The organism is Maribacter sp. UH1 (assembly GCF_056839145.1).
The window spans coordinates 2,082,389-2,102,285 of sequence record NZ_CM166387.1 but is presented as its reverse complement, the minus strand read 5'-3'; the positions used below and the strand labels follow the sequence as shown (position 1 = coordinate 2,102,285).

Here is a 19,897-nt window from a genome sequence, read left to right as displayed (position 1 = left end):
GATGCCCGTATCTTTGCGGAAAATTTCAAATTAATGGAAGCAAAGACTCCTGCAGCATCACGTACTACAATGACCGATTTGGTTTTACCGAGTGAGACCAATGCACTTCAAAATTTATTTGGTGGCGAATTATTGGCCCGTATGGATCGTGCAGCTAGTATTGCTGCCGGTAGACATAGCCGTAGAATTACCGTAACCGCATCTGTAAACCACGTCGCATTTAATTTAGCCATTCCGCTTGGCAGTGTTGTTACTGTAGAAGCAGCCGTTTCTAGAGCATATAACACTTCTATGGAGGTTTATATTGATGTTTGGATAGAAGACCGCTACAGTGGCAAGAGCACCAAGGCAAATGAAGCTATCTATACCTTTGTTGCAGTAGACGAAACAGGTACGCCAACGGAAGTTCCTGAACTAACGCCTGAGACTCCATTGGAAATTACACGTTTTGAAGGTGCTTTACGTAGAAAGCAATTAAGTTTAGTTCTTGCGGGTAAAATGAAACCTGATAATGCTACTGAACTTAAGGCATTGTTTACGAAGTAGTAGGCTTAATAAAATATAAGTAGCTTACCGAATTATTTTCGAGATAAATAGTAGGAGCTGAAGATGTAACTATATTATACCTTATTATAGAAAAAATTCTACTAAGCTACCTCTCGGTACAAATCTTTTTCTAATTCTGATTGTTTTAAATCAATTTTAAAAGAAAGATCCATTTCAATTTTATTTGCATTGTTCCAGATATAAAGTGCAGCCAGACCAATGCTTCCAATTACAAAAAAGGAAATGGAATAGGCAATTAGTCCTCCGTAGGCTAAAGTCAGACATGCTACTAAGAAAGCAACATATACCAAAATTGGCTTAAGAGACCAGTTTAAATTTAAACTTGATGATTTAGTATTCTTCTCTAATTGATTTTGAGTAGACTCTGAATTCAAAGTGATCGTGTTGCTCATAATAGTTCCCTTTTACTGATTAATACCGTAAAATTCGGAAAAAATAACCAACCTAGCCTCACATAATATCATGAAAATCAATATGATAACTCAGAATTAAAGAAATCATATTATTTAAATAACAGAAAAATAGTATTAATAAAATTAGCTACTAAAAATTGAAGTTATCGGGATCAGGACCTGAACGTTCTCCAGTTTCCAATCCATCTAAAAAGGTAATATCAGCATCAGACAGTTCAAAATCAAAAATATCAGCATTAGATGCAATACGTTTTGCATGAACAGACTTTGGGATAGCAACAATACCTTTTTGAAGGTTGTAACGTAAAATAATCTGTGCAACACTCTTATGATACTTGCTGGCTAAATCTGCACAAATATCCAACTCAAAAACCTTACCCTGCATAAAAGGAGACCAAGACTCGTATTGAATTCCGTTATCAGCACAAAAATCGATCAGGTCTTGCTGAACTAAATGCGGATGAAACTCCATTTGGTTCACCATAGGCACCACGGTACAATCGCTCATCAAATCTTCTAAATGATGTTTTAGAAAATTACTTACACCAATAGCTCTAATCTTCTTTTGCGCGTACAAATACTCTAAAGCTCTCCAAGTATCTTTGTATTTGCCTTCAACCGGCCAATGAATAAGATATAAATCAAGGTAGTCTACACCTAAACGTTCTAAACTCGCATCAAAAGCTTTCAATGTTTCTTCATATCCTTGATCGGAATTCCAAACTTTGGTCACCAAGAAAATTTCACTTCTATTTAATCCACTTTCTCGTATACCCTTACCTACGCCCTCTTCATTTTTATAAGCAGCAGCAGTATCTATATGACGATACCCCAATTGAAATGCACTCTTTATTGCATCTACAACCTCTTGATCATTATCTGATTGGTAAGTCCCTAAGCCTAAATAAGGCATTTGAACCCCATTGCGCAGTTCAAAGCTTCCTTTAATATCCGTAATTGTTTGTTGCTGTTTCATTTGTGTAAAGTTTTAAAGACGATACACCCATTCTTCTGGATTAAGACGAGATGTATCTTGATATAGATAGAATTTTAATCGTGTCTGACCATTGTTCTTATTCGTGTAAACAATGCCAAGTTCTTCTTTACTGGCTACTTTATCGCCCTTTTTCACGTAAAGCTCAGATAAGTTATAATAAGTACTAATGAAATTACCATGTTTGATCTGTACCCCTTTATTACCACCTGGTACCGCTAAAATAGCAATTACCTCACCTTCAAAAATGGCACGGGCTTTTGAACCCTCATCAGTTGCAATGATAACGCCGTTACTTTGATGTTTTATTCCAGGATAAACCGGATCGGCATATACTCCAAAACCTTGACTTTTAACACCTTTTTCAACCGGCCAGATAAGCTTGCCTTTATTTGCGGAAAAGTTATTTGCAATTACAGTTGCTTCAGGAGTTAAAACGAACTTACTAGTATTTTTAGTCTTGCTACCAGATTTTTTATTAGAAGCTGCAATAGCACTTCTGATCAGCTTTTCTATCTGCTGATCAATCTTTCTAGCTTCCTTCTTTTTCTTATCAATGGCACTGGTATACTTACTCTCATTCTTGCGGATAGTTCCCAACAATGCTTTCTGAGTCTGTATTTCAGCGAATAATTGATTTTTTGCCTTTTTATTTTGAGCCAATAAAACCTCTTTCACTTTTCGCTCTTCGTTCAAATCTGCATTTAAGCGCGAAAGTTCTTCGGTTTTAGCTAATATTTGAGCTCCCTGTTCTTTTCTATAGTCAGTATATTGCTTCATATACTGAAGCCTTTTAAAAGCCTGAAAAAAGCTTTCCGAAGATAACAGAAACATTAATCTATTTTGTTTGGATTTGTTCTGATATGACTTCTGAATCATTTTGGCGTACTCATCCTTTACTTCTTGCAGCTCTGTCTTTAGCTTACCTATATTTCTAATATTGGTATTGATCTGCCTGTTCAACAAATTTGATTGCTGATTGGTAACACGAATTAACTGTTGACGAACGGTAATTTTTTTATCCAACGCCTCCATTTGATCCAAGACATTCCCTTTTTCCTTTTTCTCGGCAAAAAGCAATCTATTGATATCGCGTATTTCAGATTGAAGCTGCTCACGTTTTTCCTCTAAGGCTTTTTGCTCACTAGTCTGCGCAATAGCAGAGACTGCAGTGAACAGTACTAATAGAAAAAAAACATTTTTTAATTTGAACAACATCTGCTTACAACTCTATTTCATTAAACCCTTTTGGTATTGAATATGGAAAGTTGACTTTTCCGTTCAATTCTAAATTTTTAAACTCAAGGTCGATCGTATTCATCTTATCCTTACTTATAGCCTTTACCATAATTTCATTGGGCAAAACTTCTTTATCTATAATTTGATAATTTTTATAAGCAATTTCTAATAAGCGTTTGTCTGCAGGTTGAGAAAGCTGCTGCAATGCCATTTTAAAATTTTTAGGCTCTATCTGAAATAAGGTTTTGTATAAAGCACCTTGCTGCTTAGGCGTAAGCTTATACGTATCTTCAGAAATATCAACATCATATTTCTCCTCTCTCAAATCTACTATTGCCTGACCGGTCAATAAGTTTTGTAGAATAGAAAAATCTACCTCTGTCCCCAGCAAATCGCTTAAATATGAAAAATCACCATCAAAATATTCGTTTTCCAACTTATTATAAAACGATACTCTATCTGGGGTAATATAAGCTTTAACAATACCAAGTGGTGCGCTCATCCATATGGCTTTATCCTTCTCCATTCTCAAGCTTACGGAAACACCTTGAGAAGATTCGCCATCAGAATAATCGATTTTAACCCTACCTGTTAATGTATTAAAACCTGCTTCATTTTGGTAATGCGCTTTTATAACCGATTTAGACGTTAATTTAGCATCTACAGTACCACCAGAAATCACCTTTGTACTTTTACAGGATGCAGTAAAAGCTATTACTACGATTAGTAAAGCATACTCTATCTTCATCATACTCAAAAACTTCGTCATCTGTAATTCCTATTTAATTTTACTAAGGTACATATTTGCTTTAGAGGTATTGTTGGTAGCCGTATATGCATTTGCCAATTCTTTATAAACGGCATGTTCTAAGGCAGTGTCATCAATAATATAATCTAAAGCAGTTTCTAGAATTTCTATAGCATCTTTATATTTAAGGGCTTTATTCAAAGCTGTTCCGTTGGCATAATAAAAATACGGTTGAGAAGGGAAACGCTCCATTGCCTCCTCAGTTGTTTCAAGTAAATTATCATTGTCAGAACCAGTAGTAAGCAAGGTTTCGATTTTTGACTTGTACGCTTCTACACTATTTAAATCTTCAGAAGATACGACACCTTCTTTTTTTGCTACAGGCACCAGTTTCCTTTGTTGTTGAGCAATAGAGTCATTTATTTTACTTTCTAGATACTCTTGCTTTTTAGAAGTTTTGATCCCTTTTAACATGGTCTTAGCGGTAAGGTAATCTTCATTTAGATAATAGATTTCCGCCAAATTACCCCTAAGCTCAGCATTGCTCCATGGTAATTCTCCCTTTACTTCTTCTATTACAGATTTTTTGGCATCTACAACATCAACCAATGTTTCTGCATACCAATAATTCTCAGGCTCACCATTTAGCGCTTCTAATGCATATTCTTGAGCACGTATAAATTGCTTATCATACAAATGAAACTTAGCAAGCTCAAAAGAAACGACCGTATTTTGCGGCTGAAGACGTTTACATTCCAGGAAATAGGTGATAGCACGATCATAATTTCGTATCCCCATTTGTTTTAGCCCTTCAAAAAAGTTCTCTTGAAAAGTATCTGAATATTCTTCCAGAAAAACTTCTGAGCTTTGCTCCACTTCCAGTTCTTGATTTTCTTGCGCATGCGCTAACCTCGGTGTAACAAAAACACCAAAGAGTACGCCCAAAAAAATCAACTTCTTCATTTCAATTTTATAAAATTACTTTACACCTGTACTACCAAATCCGCCCTCACCTCTTGCAGTTTCAGACAAATTATCGACAAGATTCCAATCTGCACGTTCATGCTTAGCGATTACCATTTGTGCAATACGTTCTCCGTTTTCAACTACAAAATCTTCACTACCAAGATTTATCAATATTACTCCCACTTCACCTCTATAATCCGCATCAATTGTGCCAGGCGCATTAAGTACTGTTACTCCTTTTTTAGCGGCAAGACCACTTCTAGGTCTTACTTGGGCTTCGATACCTACTGGTAACTCAATGAAAAGACCAGTTGGTATAATAGCTCTTCCTAAGGGTTGTAAGGTAACAGCTTCGGTAAGGTTAGCTCTTAAGTCCATACCTGCAGAAGCACTTGTTTCGTAATGCGGTAAATCGTGATTCGACTTATTAATAATTTTTATGTTCATCTGTTTACATATAGTTTTTTAAGATTCTCAAACTCTAATTTATACACTAGACCCAAGAACAGAATTAATAGCGGTATACCAACAAAAAGGTTTCTATCAAAAATGTAAAATGAAAGAATAGAAAACAAGATGGATATTCCTAAATAAAAGATAATTTTTCTAAAGTTATACGGAATAGGATAGTACATGCGCCCAAAATAGAATGAAAGCAACATCATAGTCCCATAGGCTAATAAGGTTGCAACGGCTGATGCCATATATCCGAAATACGGAATGAATATTAGATTGATGATAATAGTTAACACAGCACCTATCATTGAAATATATGCACCGAATTTTGTACGATCGGTAACTTTATACCAAACCGATAGATTATGGTAAATACCTAAAAAGAAACTTGCCAATACAATTAAAGGAACAATTGGCATGGCGTCCCAATAAGCCTCGTTCAATACTAAGAACTGTTTTAAAATGTCAGCGAATACCACTACACTTAACAATATTACACTTCCCATAACCACAAAATAATTTGTTATTTGTGCGTAAGCCTTTTCTGGATTTTTAGTGTCAGAGTGACTAAAGAAAAATGGTTCAATACCCATACGGAAGGCAGTAGCAAATAATGTCATAAAAAGCGCCAATTTATAACATGCAGAATATTTACCCATTTCACTTTTTGCAATATCCACAGGCAACAATTCAGAAAGTAAGTACCTGTCAAATACCTCATTGATTGTAAATGCAACACCGGCAACCATCACTGGCATTGCATAACGAACCATTCTTTTCCAAAGATCTTTATCGAATACGTAAGGTCTACGAATGTAAACCCTAATCATTAACAATAAAGTAACTCCACTGGCAAACAGATTTGCAATTAAGATATATGGAATTTCGTAATCAGGTTTATAAAGAGATTGCAGAAACCCTTCAGAAGTTCCTTCTGCTATCCTAGGTAACAGAATCAAGAAAAATAAGGTAAGACCTAAGTTAAGCGATACATTAAGTATTTTGACTATTGCATAACGCATTGGTTTTTCATTTGCTCTCAACCATGCAAAAGGTATAATTGCCAAGGCATCAAGTGCTAAAATTCCTAACACATAGTTCATGAAAGGCAAATCGATATTTAAAGCTAAGGATAATTTTTCCTTAAATAGAAGACCTATTAGTACCAATAAGGCTGTAGAGCCCATGATGGACAACAATGATGTACTAACAACTTTTTTTCTATTTTCTGACTCCTTATAAAAACGGAAAAACGCAGTTTCCATTCCGTAGGCCAAAAAAACATTGAAAATTGCAAACCAAGAAAATATAAGTGTTACTTCTCCATACTTACCAGGCGCCATTACATCAGTGTAAATAGGCACAAGTAAAAACGAAATCATCCTTGGCAAGACAGTTGCCAAGCCATAGATTGCAGTTTGTTTAAAAAGTTTTTTGAGTGGATTCAAGCACTATACATTCAGGCGATAAAAGTACCTATTAAAAGCCTAGTTACAAAGTTAGTTTTTGGTTGCGCCCTTATAAATTAATGGTTGCTTTTGTTTTATGCCATTTACTTTAGCATATTTCATTTCTCCATTTTCATTATAACTTATAACAGCTTCATCTGTATTTAATTTTAAATCTAAAGTTTCAGATGATTCAGGATTGTTGTTAGGTATTCTAACCACAATCATCTTTTGATTATCAACCATATTCACTAATGCCTTTACCTGCTTACCGCGAAAATAAACTTCATTTAATTCGATATCAGAATTTTCAAGTAATGAAACCGGAATACGTAATTCGGTACCAGAGCCACTTTCTTCTCTACCGCCAACATATTGCTGACAAGTAGCGCTACCTATCTCAAAAGGAGCTTCTGCTTGTAGTTTTTTTTGTGAGGTACAGCTGGTTAAACAAAGACAGAAAATTAAAAAGCAACTAAGTACATATTTCATTAGACCCATATTATTCTTATAAAGATAATAAGTAATATGGGTTTAATAGGTCATTTAACATCGTGATCACAAATATTATACTACGTTTTGCATTTTCAATTGCTTCAATTTAAAAAGTTCATTCTTTACTTGTTTGTATAAAAACACAGAGAACAGGACTAAAAATACTACTGATGAGCATAGAATATAGATATAAAATCCGTTTGATAAGCTAGCCTTAAATAATGGCAATAATATTATAAACCCAATGGTATAAATTACAAGAGCTAAAGGAGTAATTATGTAATGCGTATATTTTCTAAAAGAATAATAGGTAGTTAAATCTTCAGTAAAAGTACTTGCATCTTTACTAAAGTTTATGGTACGCAGCCTCTTTAAACTAAACAATTCAATAGCAATTCTAATCACTAAACTACCGATCATTAAACCAATACCAAGCATAAATGTCGCGCTCTTATAACCTGAAACATAAATTAGAAAAGAAACTAGAATAATGATAGTAAGGGTCAAAACTATGTTTCCTGTTCTTTGTTTCTGTTCTATGGATTTTACACTTTTTAAAAGCGATTGAAATCCGTCTTCGGTTGCAGTAACTTCAGATTGGTTCTGCCATTTATTTTGTAAATCTTCAAAATTATTCATTGTTTACACATTTTGTAAGTTGTTGTTTTATTCTATGAATTCTAGTTCGTACAGCTTCATGTTTTATCCCAATTATTTCTGAAATCTCTAGTTGGGGCAAGCCTTCCAATTCTAATAATATTATTGCTTTATTAGTGCTGCTTAGTTTATTTATGCACTTGTATAATTGCACTAACATATCTTCTTTCTCAGCAGGGTTGTCATTACTATCACTTACCTGCAGACTATCAATCTGAAGTTCTCTCTCCTTTTTACGCTCCCGCCGTATTTCAGCTAAACAGGTATTCACACAAATACGGTAAATCCAAGTGCCTATTCCGCTTTCATTTCTAAAAGCGTCTAAATTTTGCCAAATTTTTATAAAAGTTTCCTGTACCAAATCTTTAGCAAGAGACTGGTTACCTGCAGTATACCCCATGCATAATCGCATTACCTTTGGGTAGTTTTCTTCGTATATTTTCTGGTATGCGATTTCTTTAGAGCTCATTAATTCTTCAACGCATTTTTAAGATTCTCTATAAACCACTGTGGTTGATCATACATGATAAAATGTGATGATCCATTTGCAAATTCAATGGTGTATTCTGCAAGCGCTTTATACTGTAGGTCATATGTGGATTTCGCCATTTCTAAACCATAAGGTTCTGTAGCCGCCAAAATGGTCACCGGTGCATTTATCTTAGACAAATCTTCACGTAAATCTAACTTCAATAAATCCGTATACCCATAGACATAGGTCTCTCGATCTGCCTGAATCATCCAATCTTTAATTTTTTCCTGATTCGATTTTTCTTTAGTCATACTATTCGACATTTGCCGTGCCATAGCTTCAAAATCAGAGTCGCTCATAACTAATAGTTGTTTATTATATGGCGAATCATACACCATGTACTCACTTTTAAAATCGGGCATCATTAAAGCACCTGTTGATGGTAAAGCATCAACAATTATCAGTTCTTTAAATGAATTGCCATCTGCTGCCATCCACAATGCCAAAGCACCACCTAAACTATGACCTAGCAAAACAGGATTCTCTAATTTATTTTGTGAAACATATTCCAAAATACCTTCTTTTACTTTTGGTAACCATGGTTTTTCAATAGCGGGTACATCTCCAAAGCCAGCAAAAGTAAATACATGGCATTCGTAATTCTTTGATAATTCATTTACGGTCGCATTCCAAACTTCACCAGTACAGGTAAATCCAGGGAATAGGAGTATTGGTTCTCCTTCGCCAGTAACTTTTACTTCAAAAGCGTTGTATTGTGCAGTACTAGAAAAGGCAATAAATAGAAGTAGTCCGAATAGTAATTTTTTAATTGTTTTCATCATAAGAGTTTTTGTTTGTTTGCCCTTTAGATTCAAAAACTAAAAAATGTTACATCATAAATTGAAAAAAGATATTATTCTGGCTCTACATCCATTCTTTTTATAGCCGTAGATGCTAAAATAAAAGCCGCTAAGAGAAATACAGCCGCCAGAGCATATGGTGCTCCAGGAAAGTAAATTGATGCCTCAGGACGTATAAAATAATAAAACACGGGCGCAAAGATGAATTGCCCAAGTATAGCAGTAATACTAACTAGACCGGTAATTGATCCTTGTAAAATTCCCTGTTCCTTTTCAGATACTTGGTTTGAAATTACGCCTTGCACAGTAGGACCCGCAATACCGCCTAAGGCATACGGAATTAAGAACGCATACAGCATCCACGGTTCTTTGGCGAAAGAAAATAAGAACATACCAACCGTCCATAACAAAAATCCGAATGTAATTACCTTTCGTTTTCCAAACTTCTTTACAATCTTACCTACTAAAAACCCTTGTACGATTGCAACTAATAAGCCTACAACCATTAGCGACAATCCTATTTGTTTCGGAGTCCAATCATATCGCTCAATACCATAATAAGACCACGTTGAAGGTAATGCCTGACCGGCAAGATTTGCCAAGAAGAAAGCAGATATCAATAACAAAATGCCTTTATAATTTCGTAATGCAAACAAAGAAACTCCCGGAATCATTTTTGAAAAATTAATCTGTCTTCTATTCTCTAGAGCTAAAGATTCAGGAACAAAGAAATACCCAAAAAGGAAGTTGGCAAATGTTAAGCCTGCAGCTATATAAAATGGAAGTCGAATATTGATCTCCCCGAAAAAACCACCAATACCGGGACCGATAATAAATCCAATTCCGAATGCAGCACCTATTAATCCGAAGTTCTTCGCCTTATTTTCTTTGGTACTTACATCTGCGATATAGGCCGAGGCAACAGTAAAACTGGCACCAGTTATTCCCGCTAAGAAACGACCTAGAAATAACCAGGTAATTGTCGGTGCCCAAGCATGAATCAAATAATCTATACTTAAACCCAAAAGCGCTAGAAGTAGAATTGGTCTTCTACCAAATCGATCCGATATTTCACCTAACACGGGTGAAAACAAAAACTGCATACCAGCAAATGCCGTGGTCAGCCACATACCATAGATAATTGCCATGTGATTACCCTCACCCGTTAATTCCATTATCAATTCGGGAATAATAGGTAGAATAATACCGATACCTATTACATCAACAAGAATAGTAATAAAAATAAAAAGTAAGGCGGTTTTATTGGATTTCATGGTCAAGACAAAAGTCGGACAAAAAAAAGTAATCTTAAAGCTATAAAACCAAAAACCCCACTTTTAGGTGGGGTTTTCAATTCAATATATTTTCAAGCTTTGCATGACTTTACTCAACTCAGTCATTAAATACAATAGAAGTATTAGTTATTCAGTGCTTCTGCACCACCAACGATTTCTAAGATTTCGTTAGTAATAGCTGCTTGTCTTGCTTTGTTATATGTTAATTTTAATTGATCACGCATTTCTGTTGCGTTATCGGTAGCTTTATGCATTGCAGTCATACGTGCACCATGCTCACTAGCAAATGAATCTCTAATACCTTTGTACAATTGTGTTTTTAAGGATTTAGGAATCAATTGTTCAATGATTTCCACTTTAGAAGGTTCAAAAGTATAATCTGCACTAGCAGTTACTTCAACTTCTTCTAATGGAACAATCGGCAAAAATTGCTCTGTCATTATAATTTGAGTAGCTGCATTCTTGAATTTATTGTAAACAATCTCAATACGATCATATTCACCTTCCGTAAAAAGCGCCATTAGACTCTCAGCAATATCAGCGACATTATCAAAAGTCAAGTCGTCATAAACACCACTGTGATTGGCGATTACTTTATAACGTTTCTCTAAGTAATCATTAGCTTTTTTACCAACTGCTATGAAATCTACTTGTTTACCTGCGTAAACATTTTCGACCAAATTAGTAGATTGCTTTAAAATGTTGGTATTAAAAGCACCACAAAGACCTCTATTAGAAGTAACAGAAACTACTAAAACCTTGTTCACAGCACGATTATCGGCATAAACACTTCCCGAATCACCTTCTAAACTAGCGCTTAAATTTTGCAATAGTTCAGTAAGTTTATCGGCATAAGGTCTCATAGCCGTAATAGCATCTTGCGCCTTTTTCAATTTTGCAGCCGATACCATTTTCATGGCACTGGTAATCTGCATCGTTGATGAAACCGATGAAATCCTATTACGTATTTCCTTTAAATTTGCCATTTGTTCAAGTTAAAAGTTATGAATGAAGAGTTATGAGTTTTTAATAATTGAAACTAAAATTCTAATTAACTCTTCGCATTTAATTTTCATATCCTTTGGTACATTTCTTCCAGTTGCTTCCAATATATCTAACCAATACATTGTCTCGTCTGCCTCCTTTAGAGCAATTCCAAACTTATTTTTAAAATCTTTTTTTACTAACTCCTCGTTGTGCTTCTCTAGTATTAGCTCCAATACTAGTTCCGCTTCTTAACAATTGAGAGGCAAGCTCAAAATCTTTATTTCCTTTTAAAGTATCACAGTACAAAACGATATTACAAGCAAAATCAAAACTTTTTATCCTAATAGGACTTTCATTCAATTTACTCATAACCCATCATTCTGCACTTTTAACTTATTTGTATTTAGCAGAAAGTTCTTTACAAACAGAAGTCAATGTATCAGTAACCTCATCAGTTAATTTACCAGACTTCAATGTATCAAGAACACCTCTGTGCTTAGCGTTCAAAAACTCTAAATAATCACGTTCGAACTCTTTTACTTTCTCAACAGGTACATCTCTTAACAAGTTCTTAGAACCGGCATAGATAATGGCAACCTGATCTTCAACAGTATAAGGATCGTTTTGTGCTTGCTTTAATATTTCTACGTTTCTACGTCCTTTTTCAATAACGTTCAAGGTAGCGGTATCTAAATCTGAACCAAACTTAGCAAAAGCTTCCAATTCACGGAACTGTGCCTGATCCAGTTTCAATGTACCAGAAACCTTCTTCATTGATTTAATCTGAGCGTTACCACCAACACGAGATACAGAAATACCTACGTTAATTGCTGGTCTTACACCTTGGTTGAATAAATCTTGCTCCAAGAATATTTGTCCGTCAGTAATAGAAATTACGTTCGTTGGAATATAGGCAGAAACGTCACCCGCTTGTGTTTCAATAATTGGCAATGCCGTTAAAGAACCACCACCTTTTACCATAGGCTTTAATACCTCAGGTAAATCGTTCATTTCTTTTGCGATATCATCATCATTGATCACTTTTGCTGCACGCTCCAATAATCTAGAGTGTAGGTAGAAAACATCTCCTGGGTAAGCCTCACGTCCCGGTGGTCTTCTTAATAAAAGAGACACCTCACGGTAAGCTACCGCTTGTTTAGATAAATCATCATATATAATTAATGCAGGACGACCTGTATCACGGAAGTATTCACCAATAGATGCTCCAGTAAATGGTGCATATACTTGCATTGGTGCAGGATCAGATGCGTTGGCAGCTACGATAGTAGTATATGCCATTGCCCCTTTATCTTCCAATACTTGAGCGATACCGGCAACAGTAGATGCTTTCTGACCTATGGCAACATAGATACAGTAAACAGGTTCACCAGCATCATAAAATTCTTTTTGGTTTAGAATGGTATCGATACAAACTGTAGTCTTACCAGTTTGACGGTCACCAATAACAAGCTCTCTTTGTCCTCTACCAACTGGAATCATCGCATCAATTGCTTTAATACCAGATTGCATTGGCTCAGTTACAGGCTCTCTATAGATTACCCCTGGAGCTTTACGCTCTAATGGCATCTCATAAGTATCACCAGAAATAGGTCCTTTACCGTCAATAGGATTACCTAAAGTATCCACTACACGACCCACAATACCTTCACCAACTTTTACAGAAGCAATACGTTGTGTACGTTTTACGGTATCACCTTCACCAACTGATTTAGATGGTCCTAAAAGAACCACACCAACGTTGTCTTCTTCAAGGTTAAGAACGATACCTTCAAGTCCGCCTTCGAACTCAACCAATTCTCCGTATTGCGCATTCGCTAATCCGTAGATTCTTGCGATACCATCACCAACTTGTAATACAGTACCTACTTCGTCTAAAGTAGCGGTAGCATCAAATCCAGATAATTGTTTCTTTAAAATTGCTGATACTTCAGCGGCTTTTACTCCTGCCATTTTTAATTAGATATAAGATATTAGGCATTGAATGTAACCATTCTTAGCCTTATATAGTTATTATAGACTATTTGAAAATTCTCTTTTTAAATTATTAAGCTTGTTGCTAACACTAGCATCATACTGCAAATCTCCCACTCTTAAGATGAAACCTCCAATAATACTTTCGTCAACCTTACTTTCAATGGTAACTTCATTACCGGTAAGTTCAGCAACCTTCTTTAATATTTTCTTTTCCATTGCGGCATCTAAAGGTACAGCTGTTGTAACGTAAGCTACATCTTTACCTTTTTGTTGCTCATTAAGGATAATGTACTTCAAGGCAACCTCGTTTAACATTCCTAAACGCTTGTTGTCTACCAACATATTAATGGTTCCTTCTGTAATAGAATGACTGCCCTTGAAAATTTCAAGTAAAGCATTCTTTTTCACAGTACCGGAAACCACCGGACTAGCCAATACATCTTTAAGTTCTTTACTATCTGAAATAGTAGAGGCGATGGAACGCATATCTTTCTCAACAGCATCCAAGGCTTTGTTTTCCTTGGCCATATCCAATATTGCCTTTGCGTAACGTAATGCAGCTCTAGATTCGCTCATTATTTCTTTTAGTTAAGTTTTATATCGCTCAACATTGTATCTACCAATTTCAATTGCTTGTCATTGCTAGATAAATCTTCTTTCAATACTTTTTCTGCTATAGCTACAGACAATTCTGCAACCTGGCTCTTAATGTCAGCAACAGCAGCTTTCTTTTCGCTTTCGATCGCAGTCTGTGCTTGCTTCAACATTTTATCGCCTTCTAATTTCGCTTGCTCCTTAGAGTCAGCGATCATTTTTTCTTTGATTTCACGAGCTTCTTTCAACATCGCCTCACGTTCAGCACGAGCCTCTTGAAGCATCTTCTCATTATCAGCCTGTAAGTTTTGCATGTCTGTACGCGCTTTATCAGCAGCAGCCAATGCATCTTCAATACCAGCTTCTCTTTCGTTCAAAGAGTTTAAAATTGGTTTCCAAGCAAATTTTACCATTAAGAAAATCAATCCTAATAATAATATTGTTTGAACTATAAACAAACCTGGTGAAAAATCGTTCAATAAAACTTCCATATCCTAATCTTTAAAATCTAAATCAAATAATTAAAAAACATTTCCTGTAACCAACCGTTACAGGAAGATGTCTTTGGGTTTTCGTGTTCTTATTTTCCTAAGAACAAAGCACCGAATGCTAAACCTTCTAAAAGTGCAGCTACGATAATCATCGCAGTTTGAATTTTTCCTGCCGCTTCTGGTTGACGAGCAATACCTTCCATTGCTTTACCACCGATTTGACCAAGACCTAGACCTGCTCCGATAACGATTAAACCTGCTCCAATTAAATTGTAAGTTACCATACTAATTGATTTATATAATTAAATTAAAAAAACTCTTATTAAATGAAGTCTGCTCTTACATCTTCTGTATCAGCTACTTCGTGACCCGCCTCATCATGCTCATGATCGTGGTCGTGTTCTGCTACTGCCATACCTATAAACAAGGCTGAAAGCGCGGTAAAAATATATGCTTGCAAGAAGGCTACTAAAACCTCAATAAGCGTAATAAAAAATGATAACACCAATGATAGACCCGTAGCTCCTGCTACACCTAAACTCTCTTTCAAAGTAAACATAATTGCAATTAAGCTCATTACTACAATGTGACCTGCAGATATGTTTGCGAATAAACGCACTAACAATGAAAATGGTTTAATGATAAATGCACCAGCTAATTCTATTATAGCCAAAATAGGTTTTACGAATACAGGTACACCTGGCATCCATAAAATGTGCATCCAATAATCTTTATTTCCACTAACCGTATAAATGATCAATGTAAAAATAGCCAAACAAGCAGTTACTGCTATTTGTCCTGTTACGTTAAAACCGAATGGGGTAAGTCCTAATAAGTTCAACACCCAGATAAAGAAGAAAACCGTTAATAGGTATCCTGTAAATCTTCTGTAATGCTTTTCCCCAATATTAGGTCTAGCAATCTCATCTCTTACATAAAGTACCAATGGCTCTAACACTCTACCAAAACCAGTAGGTATTTTTTTCTTTCCGTATTGTTTCGCCAATGAAGAAAAGGCCAATAACATAAGTAAGCCTACCAACAACACCCCAACAACACTCTTAGTAATAGAAAAATCTAAAACTTTATGTGCATTAGTGGCATGGTGCTCTTCATCAAAATTCACTGAAGATGCTCCAGCATCCAATTCATATATTTTACTATGAAGTTTTACGAATTTAGAACCGTTTCTCTCAACAATTACATGTCCGTTATCATCATGGTGAAATTCTGATGACATAAAAGTTGCCAAACCATTGCTTGACCAAAGAATTACAGGTAGTGGAAAACCAACATGCTTTCTTTCTCCTGAATCACCAGTATAAGAGAACAAATGAAAATCATGAGAATCTTTAAGGTGATGTAAAATATAGGCATCTACCTGTTCCTTACCACTTACCGCACCTTCTGGCTCAGTATCGGATATAGCGAAACTTTGCAATGAAAAACAAAGTATTAGAAGTTGTAATAAGGTTTTAATCGTATTTGAAACTTGCATCATTAGTTCTTTATCAAAAAATTTAGCTCCTAGAAATTTTGCGCAAAAGTAGTTAATTATTGCATAATCTACCCAATTTTAAAGCTTTAAAATTTAGAGTCTTTTTTTGCGCATAATTTTGGAAATAAAAAACACTTCTAGAAACAAAAAAATAATCACCGGTATAAGCAGCGCACCCCTATATATTTGAGGCATAATAAGTTCACCCAAAAGGTAAGGATAGAACATTGCCGCAAAAATTGTAATCTTAAAAACCAATACACCCATATACATAAAACCCAACTGATCAAAAAAAGAATTGTTTTTTGAGGCAATTAAGAAAATGATGACCAATACAAGAGAGAACACGAAGTGAAAAGTGTATGCCTTAACCAATAACGGACCAAAATAAGTTGGCGGATCCAACAAAGCAAGATCTTGCAGAAAATAAGAAGTCGCGCCCACAACAGTGAACACGACTATATATAAAATGATATTTTTTAGCAACGTTTATTTATTTAGCGCCATAACTTTCTTTATGACTAAATAGATGGACAAAAATACAGCAAGTAATGTAAATGTGTCCTCTAAAAACGTTTTTTCAAATTTTTGATCTAACCACTCCCCTAAAAGATTGCCCAAGAATATAGTGACACCCATTTGTATGGCAACACCAGATAAGCTTGCGGCATTTCTTAAAAGTTCAGAATTATCGTTACGAGGCTTTTGCGGCTCCATTATTAGATGATTTAAAACCTGCACCAGCAGCTTTACCACCACCCATTGTACAAGAGGCGTTAAATGTAGCACCCGGCTCAACAGCCAATTTACTTACAGATACGGTCCCTTCTATAACTGCAGATGATTTTAAGGATAACAGATCAGACACTAAAAGTTCACCGTTAAAGCTACCTTCTATATCTGCATTTACACATTCTACTTTTCCATGAATGTAGCCATCTTTACCGATCACCACTTTACCAGAAGTTTTTACATTACCATCTAGCTTACCGTCTATACGAAAATCTGCTTCAGATATGATATCTCCTTTTATTTTGGTGTTCTTTTCTATTCTGTTAGGTTGGCCTCCTACTTCATTCATAGCTCTAGGTTTTTGTTTGTCTGAAAACATTGTTCACGGTTTTGGGGTTAAAAGCGTATTTCTATATTCGATTATATTCTTGTGTACTTGTACAATCTTATAGTTCTCCGATAAAACTACAAAATTCTCATCAGCAACAAGGTAATCCTTATTGTTTTTTAGTAGCTCGGCATACCCTAAAGCAAAATCTTTAGATTTAAATCCGTGCACCACTACAAATTGGTCTTCTAGGTTATAAATATCTCTAGAGACAATATTTTTATATCTAAGGTCAATGATAGATTGCTCTAACAATTCCATCAACTTTAACGCTTGTTCCGTATTACTTCTTTTAAACGGAAAAACTACCTTCCAGTTAGATGTTCCTTTAGAATCTGTTTCTGGTGAAAACTCCTTTTGTTCTAATTTAGGAAGCTGCTCTGCAATCATTTGTTCAGCCTTTTTACCCTCTGGATTATTAGGATATGTCAACGCCACATAATTCAATGCTTCTTTAAAAGGTTCAAAGCCTTGAAGTCTACCAATGGCATTCGCCTTCAACATTTCAAATTTAGGAACAATAGGGTCACCGGTAAATCTATTAATATTCTCTTCTGACCCTGTAATTACCTGTAAATATTGTTGCTCTTTATATTGTTTGAACAAACTCTCATAGCGTTTCTCTGGACTATCAGAACTATCTGCTAATACCGCTTGCGGATTCAATAAAATCTCAGCATATCTAGAGTCGGCATGGTTGGCAATAATATCTGCCTTCATGGTCTCTTTCAACGGACTATCAACTTCTTCGTAAATCTTATAAAGATTATATTTTGAAGGAAGAATCAATCGTTCTTCAGCATTAGACGCCAATACATCTTCTAATTTGGCAGCTGCCAACAGATTCTCGTTAAACTTCTCCTTATATATTAATCCTAATTGATAGTTTGCAAAATTACGTTCTGTTTTTAAGCTGTCAATAACCGCAACATCTGTTGGCAAACGATCCATATAATAGTCTAAAGAGAATTTCTCATCTTCACTGACTACACTTAAACTATCATTTACACCCGGTGCATTTTGCAAGGCAACATTTTCAGTATTGATAACCGATTTGTCTGACCATCGCCAATCATCTGTCAATTCTCTATTGCCCCAACGATTCTTAAAATCGTTCTGACCATAACCTAAACTTGTTATATTATAGAAATAGAATTTACCTTTATTTTCTTTGCCACCTTTACTGTTACTAAATGCAGCAAAACCATCGGTAATTCTTGCTTTTTCTTTTTTCTGTGCAGCTTCTTTCGCCTTCTGTAATTCTTCAATATGCTTTCCAAAATAAGCCAACTGCTCATCTTTAGGCATTTGGTAAATTGTAATTACACTGTCAGAATACTGTACAATGTCTTCGTATTTAATAACATCTTCCAAATTATCGCGCTTCTTCTTAATAGCACGAAATTTTTTGGTGTTTTCATTAAGGTTAGTCAATACACTATCGTAATATGCACCAGCCGGCTTATAAACACTTTCATCAAAATTGTATTCCGCTAAATTCTCGTAATTCAGTGCATTCAATTTTGGCTTATTTTGAGAGGCTCGCAAAGATTTATTGAAATAAACCAAAGCCAAACTATCAGATTCCTGCTTTAAATGAAACTCAGCCAACTGTCTGTAAATACCATCTAAATAAGGTCTGTTCTCCCTATTCATTTCCAATTTTGTCAAATACTCCAAAACCTCTTCCTTATTTTCAGAAGTTACTTGGGTATTCTTTAATTTTTCGATTTTGGCATTTATCATGTAAACACGAGGCGACTTCCTATTTAATTCAATCACCTTATCAAATACGTAATTAGCACTGTCTTTAAAGCCTAATTGATTGTACAATTGACCTATAATATAATAGTACCTTCCTCTTTCTGGATTTTTTGTAGTGTAGTGCGATGCTATCTTAAGATTTTGCACAGCAGTATCTGGTGCATTTAGATTAATAAACGCCTGTGCCATCATTGCTCTTGCATCAGCATATTCTTGATCTTTTAAACGCTCATATTTCATTAAGCGCTTTAAATTTTTAATTGCAAGATCATCGTTTTCTAAGCGGATGTTTACTTTCTCTCTCCAAATACTTGCCTCGTTCAGCTTATCGCTTTCAGAATATTTATTAAGAACATAGTTGAAAGATTCTAATGCCGGTATGTAGCGTTCATCAAAATATCTTGCTTTCCCTAAAAGAAGAAAAGCTTCATCTATTTGTGGGTTTCGCTCTTCATCCTTAATATCCATACTATGGCGTTGAATAGCCTTAGTAGCTTTTTCTTCTGCAATAAGGAAATTAGGATTGTTGTCTTCTGAATCTAATTTAATTTCGCCACTAACCTCTAAACGCTCTATAGGCAAGACTTCAAAATAATCATCTTGATAGGTATCGTTCAAAGTTTCTCGACCTAGCTCAAAAGCAATGTTACCATTATACAAGGTATTGTATTTGGTATTGAGCGCATGCCAATTACGGTTTACGAACTTGTCTTTCTTGACAGAACATGCATTAAAAAGCATACTCGCCAAAACACCGGATAAAATAAGTTTGTTTCTAAGATTCAAAATAGTTGATCTACGTATGTATGTTTAACTTAAAAACAACCAGATTATTATA

25 protein-coding genes are annotated in these 19,897 nt (G+C 35.2%); 1 reads left to right on the top strand and 24 read right to left on the bottom strand.

Going from position 1 to position 19,897, the window contains the following annotated elements; all coding sequences use genetic code 11:
• Positions 1-33 precede the first annotated feature (33 nt).
• On the top strand, positions 34-546 hold the full coding sequence (locus UH1x_RS09195) for an acyl-CoA thioesterase (RefSeq protein ID WP_036151042.1): 513 nt from the start codon (positions 34-36) through the stop codon (positions 544-546).
• Positions 547-647: 101 nt separating this feature from the next.
• Here UH1x_RS09195 and UH1x_RS09190 read toward each other — a convergent pair whose 3' ends face one another.
• The 24 genes from UH1x_RS09190 to porW all read right to left on the bottom strand — a co-directional run bounded on the left by UH1x_RS09190 (position 648) and on the right by porW (position 19,800).
• A complete protein-coding gene (locus UH1x_RS09190; RefSeq protein WP_482626295.1) occupies positions 648-959 on the bottom strand; it encodes a hypothetical protein in 312 nt (103 codons plus the stop codon).
• A 151-nt stretch (positions 960-1,110) separates the two neighbouring features.
• Complete coding sequence (locus UH1x_RS09185; protein ID WP_482626294.1) at positions 1,111-1,956, bottom strand: aldo/keto reductase; 846 nt, start codon at positions 1,954-1,956, stop codon at positions 1,111-1,113.
• Positions 1,957-1,968: 12 nt separating this feature from the next.
• Complete coding sequence (locus tag UH1x_RS09180; protein ID WP_482626293.1) at positions 1,969-3,192, bottom strand: murein hydrolase activator EnvC family protein; 1,224 nt, start codon at positions 3,190-3,192, stop codon at positions 1,969-1,971.
• A gap of 4 nt (positions 3,193-3,196) precedes the next feature.
• Positions 3,197-3,982 (bottom strand): lipoprotein insertase outer membrane protein LolB1, encoded by a 786-nt coding sequence (gene lolB1, locus UH1x_RS09175; RefSeq protein WP_482626292.1) that lies wholly within the window; start codon positions 3,980-3,982, stop codon positions 3,197-3,199.
• 9 nt (positions 3,983-3,991) lie between these two features.
• Positions 3,992-4,924, bottom strand: coding sequence for a tetratricopeptide repeat protein (locus UH1x_RS09170; RefSeq protein WP_482626291.1), 933 nt, complete (start codon positions 4,922-4,924; stop codon positions 3,992-3,994).
• 15 nt (positions 4,925-4,939) lie between these two features.
• The gene (gene dut, locus UH1x_RS09165) at positions 4,940-5,374 is read right to left on the bottom strand and encodes a dUTP diphosphatase (RefSeq protein WP_405411461.1); all 435 of its coding nucleotides are present in this window, start codon (positions 5,372-5,374) and stop codon (positions 4,940-4,942) included.
• Positions 5,371-6,831: a lipopolysaccharide biosynthesis protein gene (locus UH1x_RS09160; RefSeq protein ID WP_482626290.1), complete on the bottom strand. Its 1,461-nt coding sequence runs from the start codon at positions 6,829-6,831 to the stop codon at positions 5,371-5,373. The genes dut and UH1x_RS09160 overlap by 4 nt, the downstream gene beginning before the upstream one ends.
• A 51-nt stretch (positions 6,832-6,882) precedes the next feature.
• Complete coding sequence (locus UH1x_RS09155; RefSeq protein WP_482626289.1) at positions 6,883-7,323, bottom strand: hypothetical protein; 441 nt, start codon at positions 7,321-7,323, stop codon at positions 6,883-6,885.
• 75 nt (positions 7,324-7,398) lie between these two features.
• Positions 7,399-7,965 carry a hypothetical protein gene (locus tag UH1x_RS09150; RefSeq protein WP_482626288.1) on the bottom strand — a complete coding sequence of 189 codons (567 nt, stop codon included), beginning with the start codon at positions 7,963-7,965 and terminating at the stop codon, positions 7,399-7,401.
• Positions 7,958-8,452, bottom strand: coding sequence for an RNA polymerase sigma factor (locus UH1x_RS09145; protein WP_482626287.1), 495 nt, complete (start codon positions 8,450-8,452; stop codon positions 7,958-7,960). Before UH1x_RS09145 ends, UH1x_RS09150 begins: the two co-directional genes overlap by 8 nt.
• Entirely contained in the window at positions 8,452-9,294 is an 843-nt protein-coding gene (locus UH1x_RS09140; protein WP_482626286.1) for an alpha/beta fold hydrolase, read from the bottom strand. The genes UH1x_RS09145 and UH1x_RS09140 overlap by 1 nt, the downstream gene beginning before the upstream one ends.
• 74 nt (positions 9,295-9,368) lie before the next feature.
• On the bottom strand, positions 9,369-10,589 hold the full coding sequence (locus UH1x_RS09135) for a TCR/Tet family MFS transporter (protein WP_299798733.1): 1,221 nt from the start codon (positions 10,587-10,589) through the stop codon (positions 9,369-9,371).
• 143 nt (positions 10,590-10,732) lie between these two features.
• Positions 10,733-11,596, bottom strand: coding sequence for an ATP synthase F1 subunit gamma (gene atpG, locus UH1x_RS09130; RefSeq protein WP_482626285.1), 864 nt, complete (start codon positions 11,594-11,596; stop codon positions 10,733-10,735).
• Between the two features lie 30 nt (positions 11,597-11,626).
• Positions 11,627-11,737 carry a hypothetical protein gene (locus UH1x_RS09125; protein ID WP_482626500.1) on the bottom strand — a complete coding sequence of 37 codons (111 nt, stop codon included), beginning with the start codon at positions 11,735-11,737 and terminating at the stop codon, positions 11,627-11,629.
• Between the two features lie 40 nt (positions 11,738-11,777).
• Complete coding sequence (locus UH1x_RS09120) at positions 11,778-11,966, bottom strand: four helix bundle protein (protein WP_482626284.1); 189 nt, start codon at positions 11,964-11,966, stop codon at positions 11,778-11,780.
• A 24-nt stretch (positions 11,967-11,990) separates the two neighbouring features.
• Positions 11,991-13,568: a F0F1 ATP synthase subunit alpha gene (gene atpA, locus UH1x_RS09115; RefSeq protein WP_036151008.1), complete on the bottom strand. Its 1,578-nt coding sequence runs from the start codon at positions 13,566-13,568 to the stop codon at positions 11,991-11,993.
• A 60-nt stretch (positions 13,569-13,628) separates the two neighbouring features.
• Complete coding sequence (gene atpH, locus UH1x_RS09110) at positions 13,629-14,168, bottom strand: ATP synthase F1 subunit delta (RefSeq protein ID WP_482626283.1); 540 nt, start codon at positions 14,166-14,168, stop codon at positions 13,629-13,631.
• 8 nt (positions 14,169-14,176) lie between these two features.
• Positions 14,177-14,677, bottom strand: a complete 501-nt coding sequence (locus UH1x_RS09105; RefSeq protein ID WP_036151002.1) for a F0F1 ATP synthase subunit B — start codon at positions 14,675-14,677, stop codon at positions 14,177-14,179.
• Between the two features lie 89 nt (positions 14,678-14,766).
• Positions 14,767-14,961, bottom strand: coding sequence for an ATP synthase F0 subunit C (atpE, locus tag UH1x_RS09100; protein ID WP_027065438.1), 195 nt, complete (start codon positions 14,959-14,961; stop codon positions 14,767-14,769).
• A gap of 38 nt (positions 14,962-14,999) precedes the next feature.
• Positions 15,000-16,178 (bottom strand): F0F1 ATP synthase subunit A, encoded by a 1,179-nt coding sequence (atpB, locus tag UH1x_RS09095; RefSeq protein WP_482626282.1) that lies wholly within the window; start codon positions 16,176-16,178, stop codon positions 15,000-15,002.
• Positions 16,179-16,268: 90 nt separating this feature from the next.
• Positions 16,269-16,661 carry a DUF6168 family protein gene (locus tag UH1x_RS09090; protein ID WP_482626281.1) on the bottom strand — a complete coding sequence of 131 codons (393 nt, stop codon included), beginning with the start codon at positions 16,659-16,661 and terminating at the stop codon, positions 16,269-16,271.
• Positions 16,662-16,664: 3 nt separating this feature from the next.
• Positions 16,665-16,892 (bottom strand): AtpZ/AtpI family protein, encoded by a 228-nt coding sequence (locus UH1x_RS09085; RefSeq protein ID WP_036150997.1) that lies wholly within the window; start codon positions 16,890-16,892, stop codon positions 16,665-16,667.
• The gene (locus UH1x_RS09080) at positions 16,870-17,286 is read right to left on the bottom strand and encodes a bactofilin family protein (protein ID WP_036150996.1); all 417 of its coding nucleotides are present in this window, start codon (positions 17,284-17,286) and stop codon (positions 16,870-16,872) included. Before UH1x_RS09080 ends, UH1x_RS09085 begins: the two co-directional genes overlap by 23 nt.
• 3 nt (positions 17,287-17,289) lie before the next feature.
• Entirely contained in the window at positions 17,290-19,800 is a 2,511-nt protein-coding gene (gene porW, locus UH1x_RS09075) for a type IX secretion system periplasmic lipoprotein PorW/SprE (RefSeq protein WP_482626499.1), read from the bottom strand.
• Between the last annotated feature and the right edge of the window lie 97 nt (positions 19,801-19,897).

Excerpts from the sequence above, each read along its gene's own strand:
- UH1x_RS09120 (WP_482626284.1), bottom strand. The coding sequence starts at position 11,966 with ATGAGTAAATTGAATGAAAGTCCTATTAGGATAAAAAGTTTTGATTTT.
- porW (WP_482626499.1), bottom strand. The coding sequence starts at position 19,800 with ATGCTTTTTAATGCATGTTCTGTCAAGAAAGACAAGTTCGTAAACCGT.
- UH1x_RS09155 (WP_482626289.1), bottom strand. The coding sequence starts at position 7,323 with ATGAAATATGTACTTAGTTGCTTTTTAATTTTCTGTCTTTGTTTAACC.
- lolB1 (WP_482626292.1), bottom strand. The coding sequence starts at position 3,982 with ATGACGAAGTTTTTGAGTATGATGAAGATAGAGTATGCTTTACTAATC.
- atpG (WP_482626285.1), bottom strand. The coding sequence starts at position 11,596 with ATGGCAAATTTAAAGGAAATACGTAATAGGATTTCATCGGTTTCATCA.
- UH1x_RS09080 (WP_036150996.1), bottom strand. The coding sequence starts at position 17,286 with ATGTTTTCAGACAAACAAAAACCTAGAGCTATGAATGAAGTAGGAGGC.
- atpH (WP_482626283.1), bottom strand. The coding sequence starts at position 14,168 with ATGAGCGAATCTAGAGCTGCATTACGTTACGCAAAGGCAATATTGGAT.
- atpA (WP_036151008.1), bottom strand. The coding sequence starts at position 13,568 with ATGGCAGGAGTAAAAGCCGCTGAAGTATCAGCAATTTTAAAGAAACAA.
- atpB (WP_482626282.1), bottom strand. The coding sequence starts at position 16,178 with ATGATGCAAGTTTCAAATACGATTAAAACCTTATTACAACTTCTAATA.
- UH1x_RS09185 (WP_482626294.1), bottom strand. The coding sequence starts at position 1,956 with ATGAAACAGCAACAAACAATTACGGATATTAAAGGAAGCTTTGAACTG.
- dut (WP_405411461.1), bottom strand. The coding sequence starts at position 5,374 with ATGAACATAAAAATTATTAATAAGTCGAATCACGATTTACCGCATTAC.
- UH1x_RS09150 (WP_482626288.1), bottom strand. The coding sequence starts at position 7,965 with ATGAATAATTTTGAAGATTTACAAAATAAATGGCAGAACCAATCTGAA.
- UH1x_RS09135 (WP_299798733.1), bottom strand. The coding sequence starts at position 10,589 with ATGAAATCCAATAAAACCGCCTTACTTTTTATTTTTATTACTATTCTT.
- UH1x_RS09195 (WP_036151042.1), top strand. The coding sequence starts at position 34 with ATGGAAGCAAAGACTCCTGCAGCATCACGTACTACAATGACCGATTTG.
- UH1x_RS09105 (WP_036151002.1), bottom strand. The coding sequence starts at position 14,677 with ATGGAAGTTTTATTGAACGATTTTTCACCAGGTTTGTTTATAGTTCAA.
- UH1x_RS09170 (WP_482626291.1), bottom strand. The coding sequence starts at position 4,924 with ATGAAGAAGTTGATTTTTTTGGGCGTACTCTTTGGTGTTTTTGTTACA.
- UH1x_RS09190 (WP_482626295.1), bottom strand. The coding sequence starts at position 959 with ATGAGCAACACGATCACTTTGAATTCAGAGTCTACTCAAAATCAATTA.
- UH1x_RS09145 (WP_482626287.1), bottom strand. The coding sequence starts at position 8,452 with ATGAGCTCTAAAGAAATCGCATACCAGAAAATATACGAAGAAAACTAC.
- UH1x_RS09085 (WP_036150997.1), bottom strand. The coding sequence starts at position 16,892 with ATGGAGCCGCAAAAGCCTCGTAACGATAATTCTGAACTTTTAAGAAAT.
- UH1x_RS09180 (WP_482626293.1), bottom strand. The coding sequence starts at position 3,192 with ATGTTGTTCAAATTAAAAAATGTTTTTTTTCTATTAGTACTGTTCACT.
- UH1x_RS09125 (WP_482626500.1), bottom strand. The coding sequence starts at position 11,737 with ATGTATTGGTTAGATATATTGGAAGCAACTGGAAGAAATGTACCAAAG.
- atpE (WP_027065438.1), bottom strand. The coding sequence starts at position 14,961 with ATGGTAACTTACAATTTAATTGGAGCAGGTTTAATCGTTATCGGAGCA.
- UH1x_RS09140 (WP_482626286.1), bottom strand. The coding sequence starts at position 9,294 with ATGAAAACAATTAAAAAATTACTATTCGGACTACTTCTATTTATTGCC.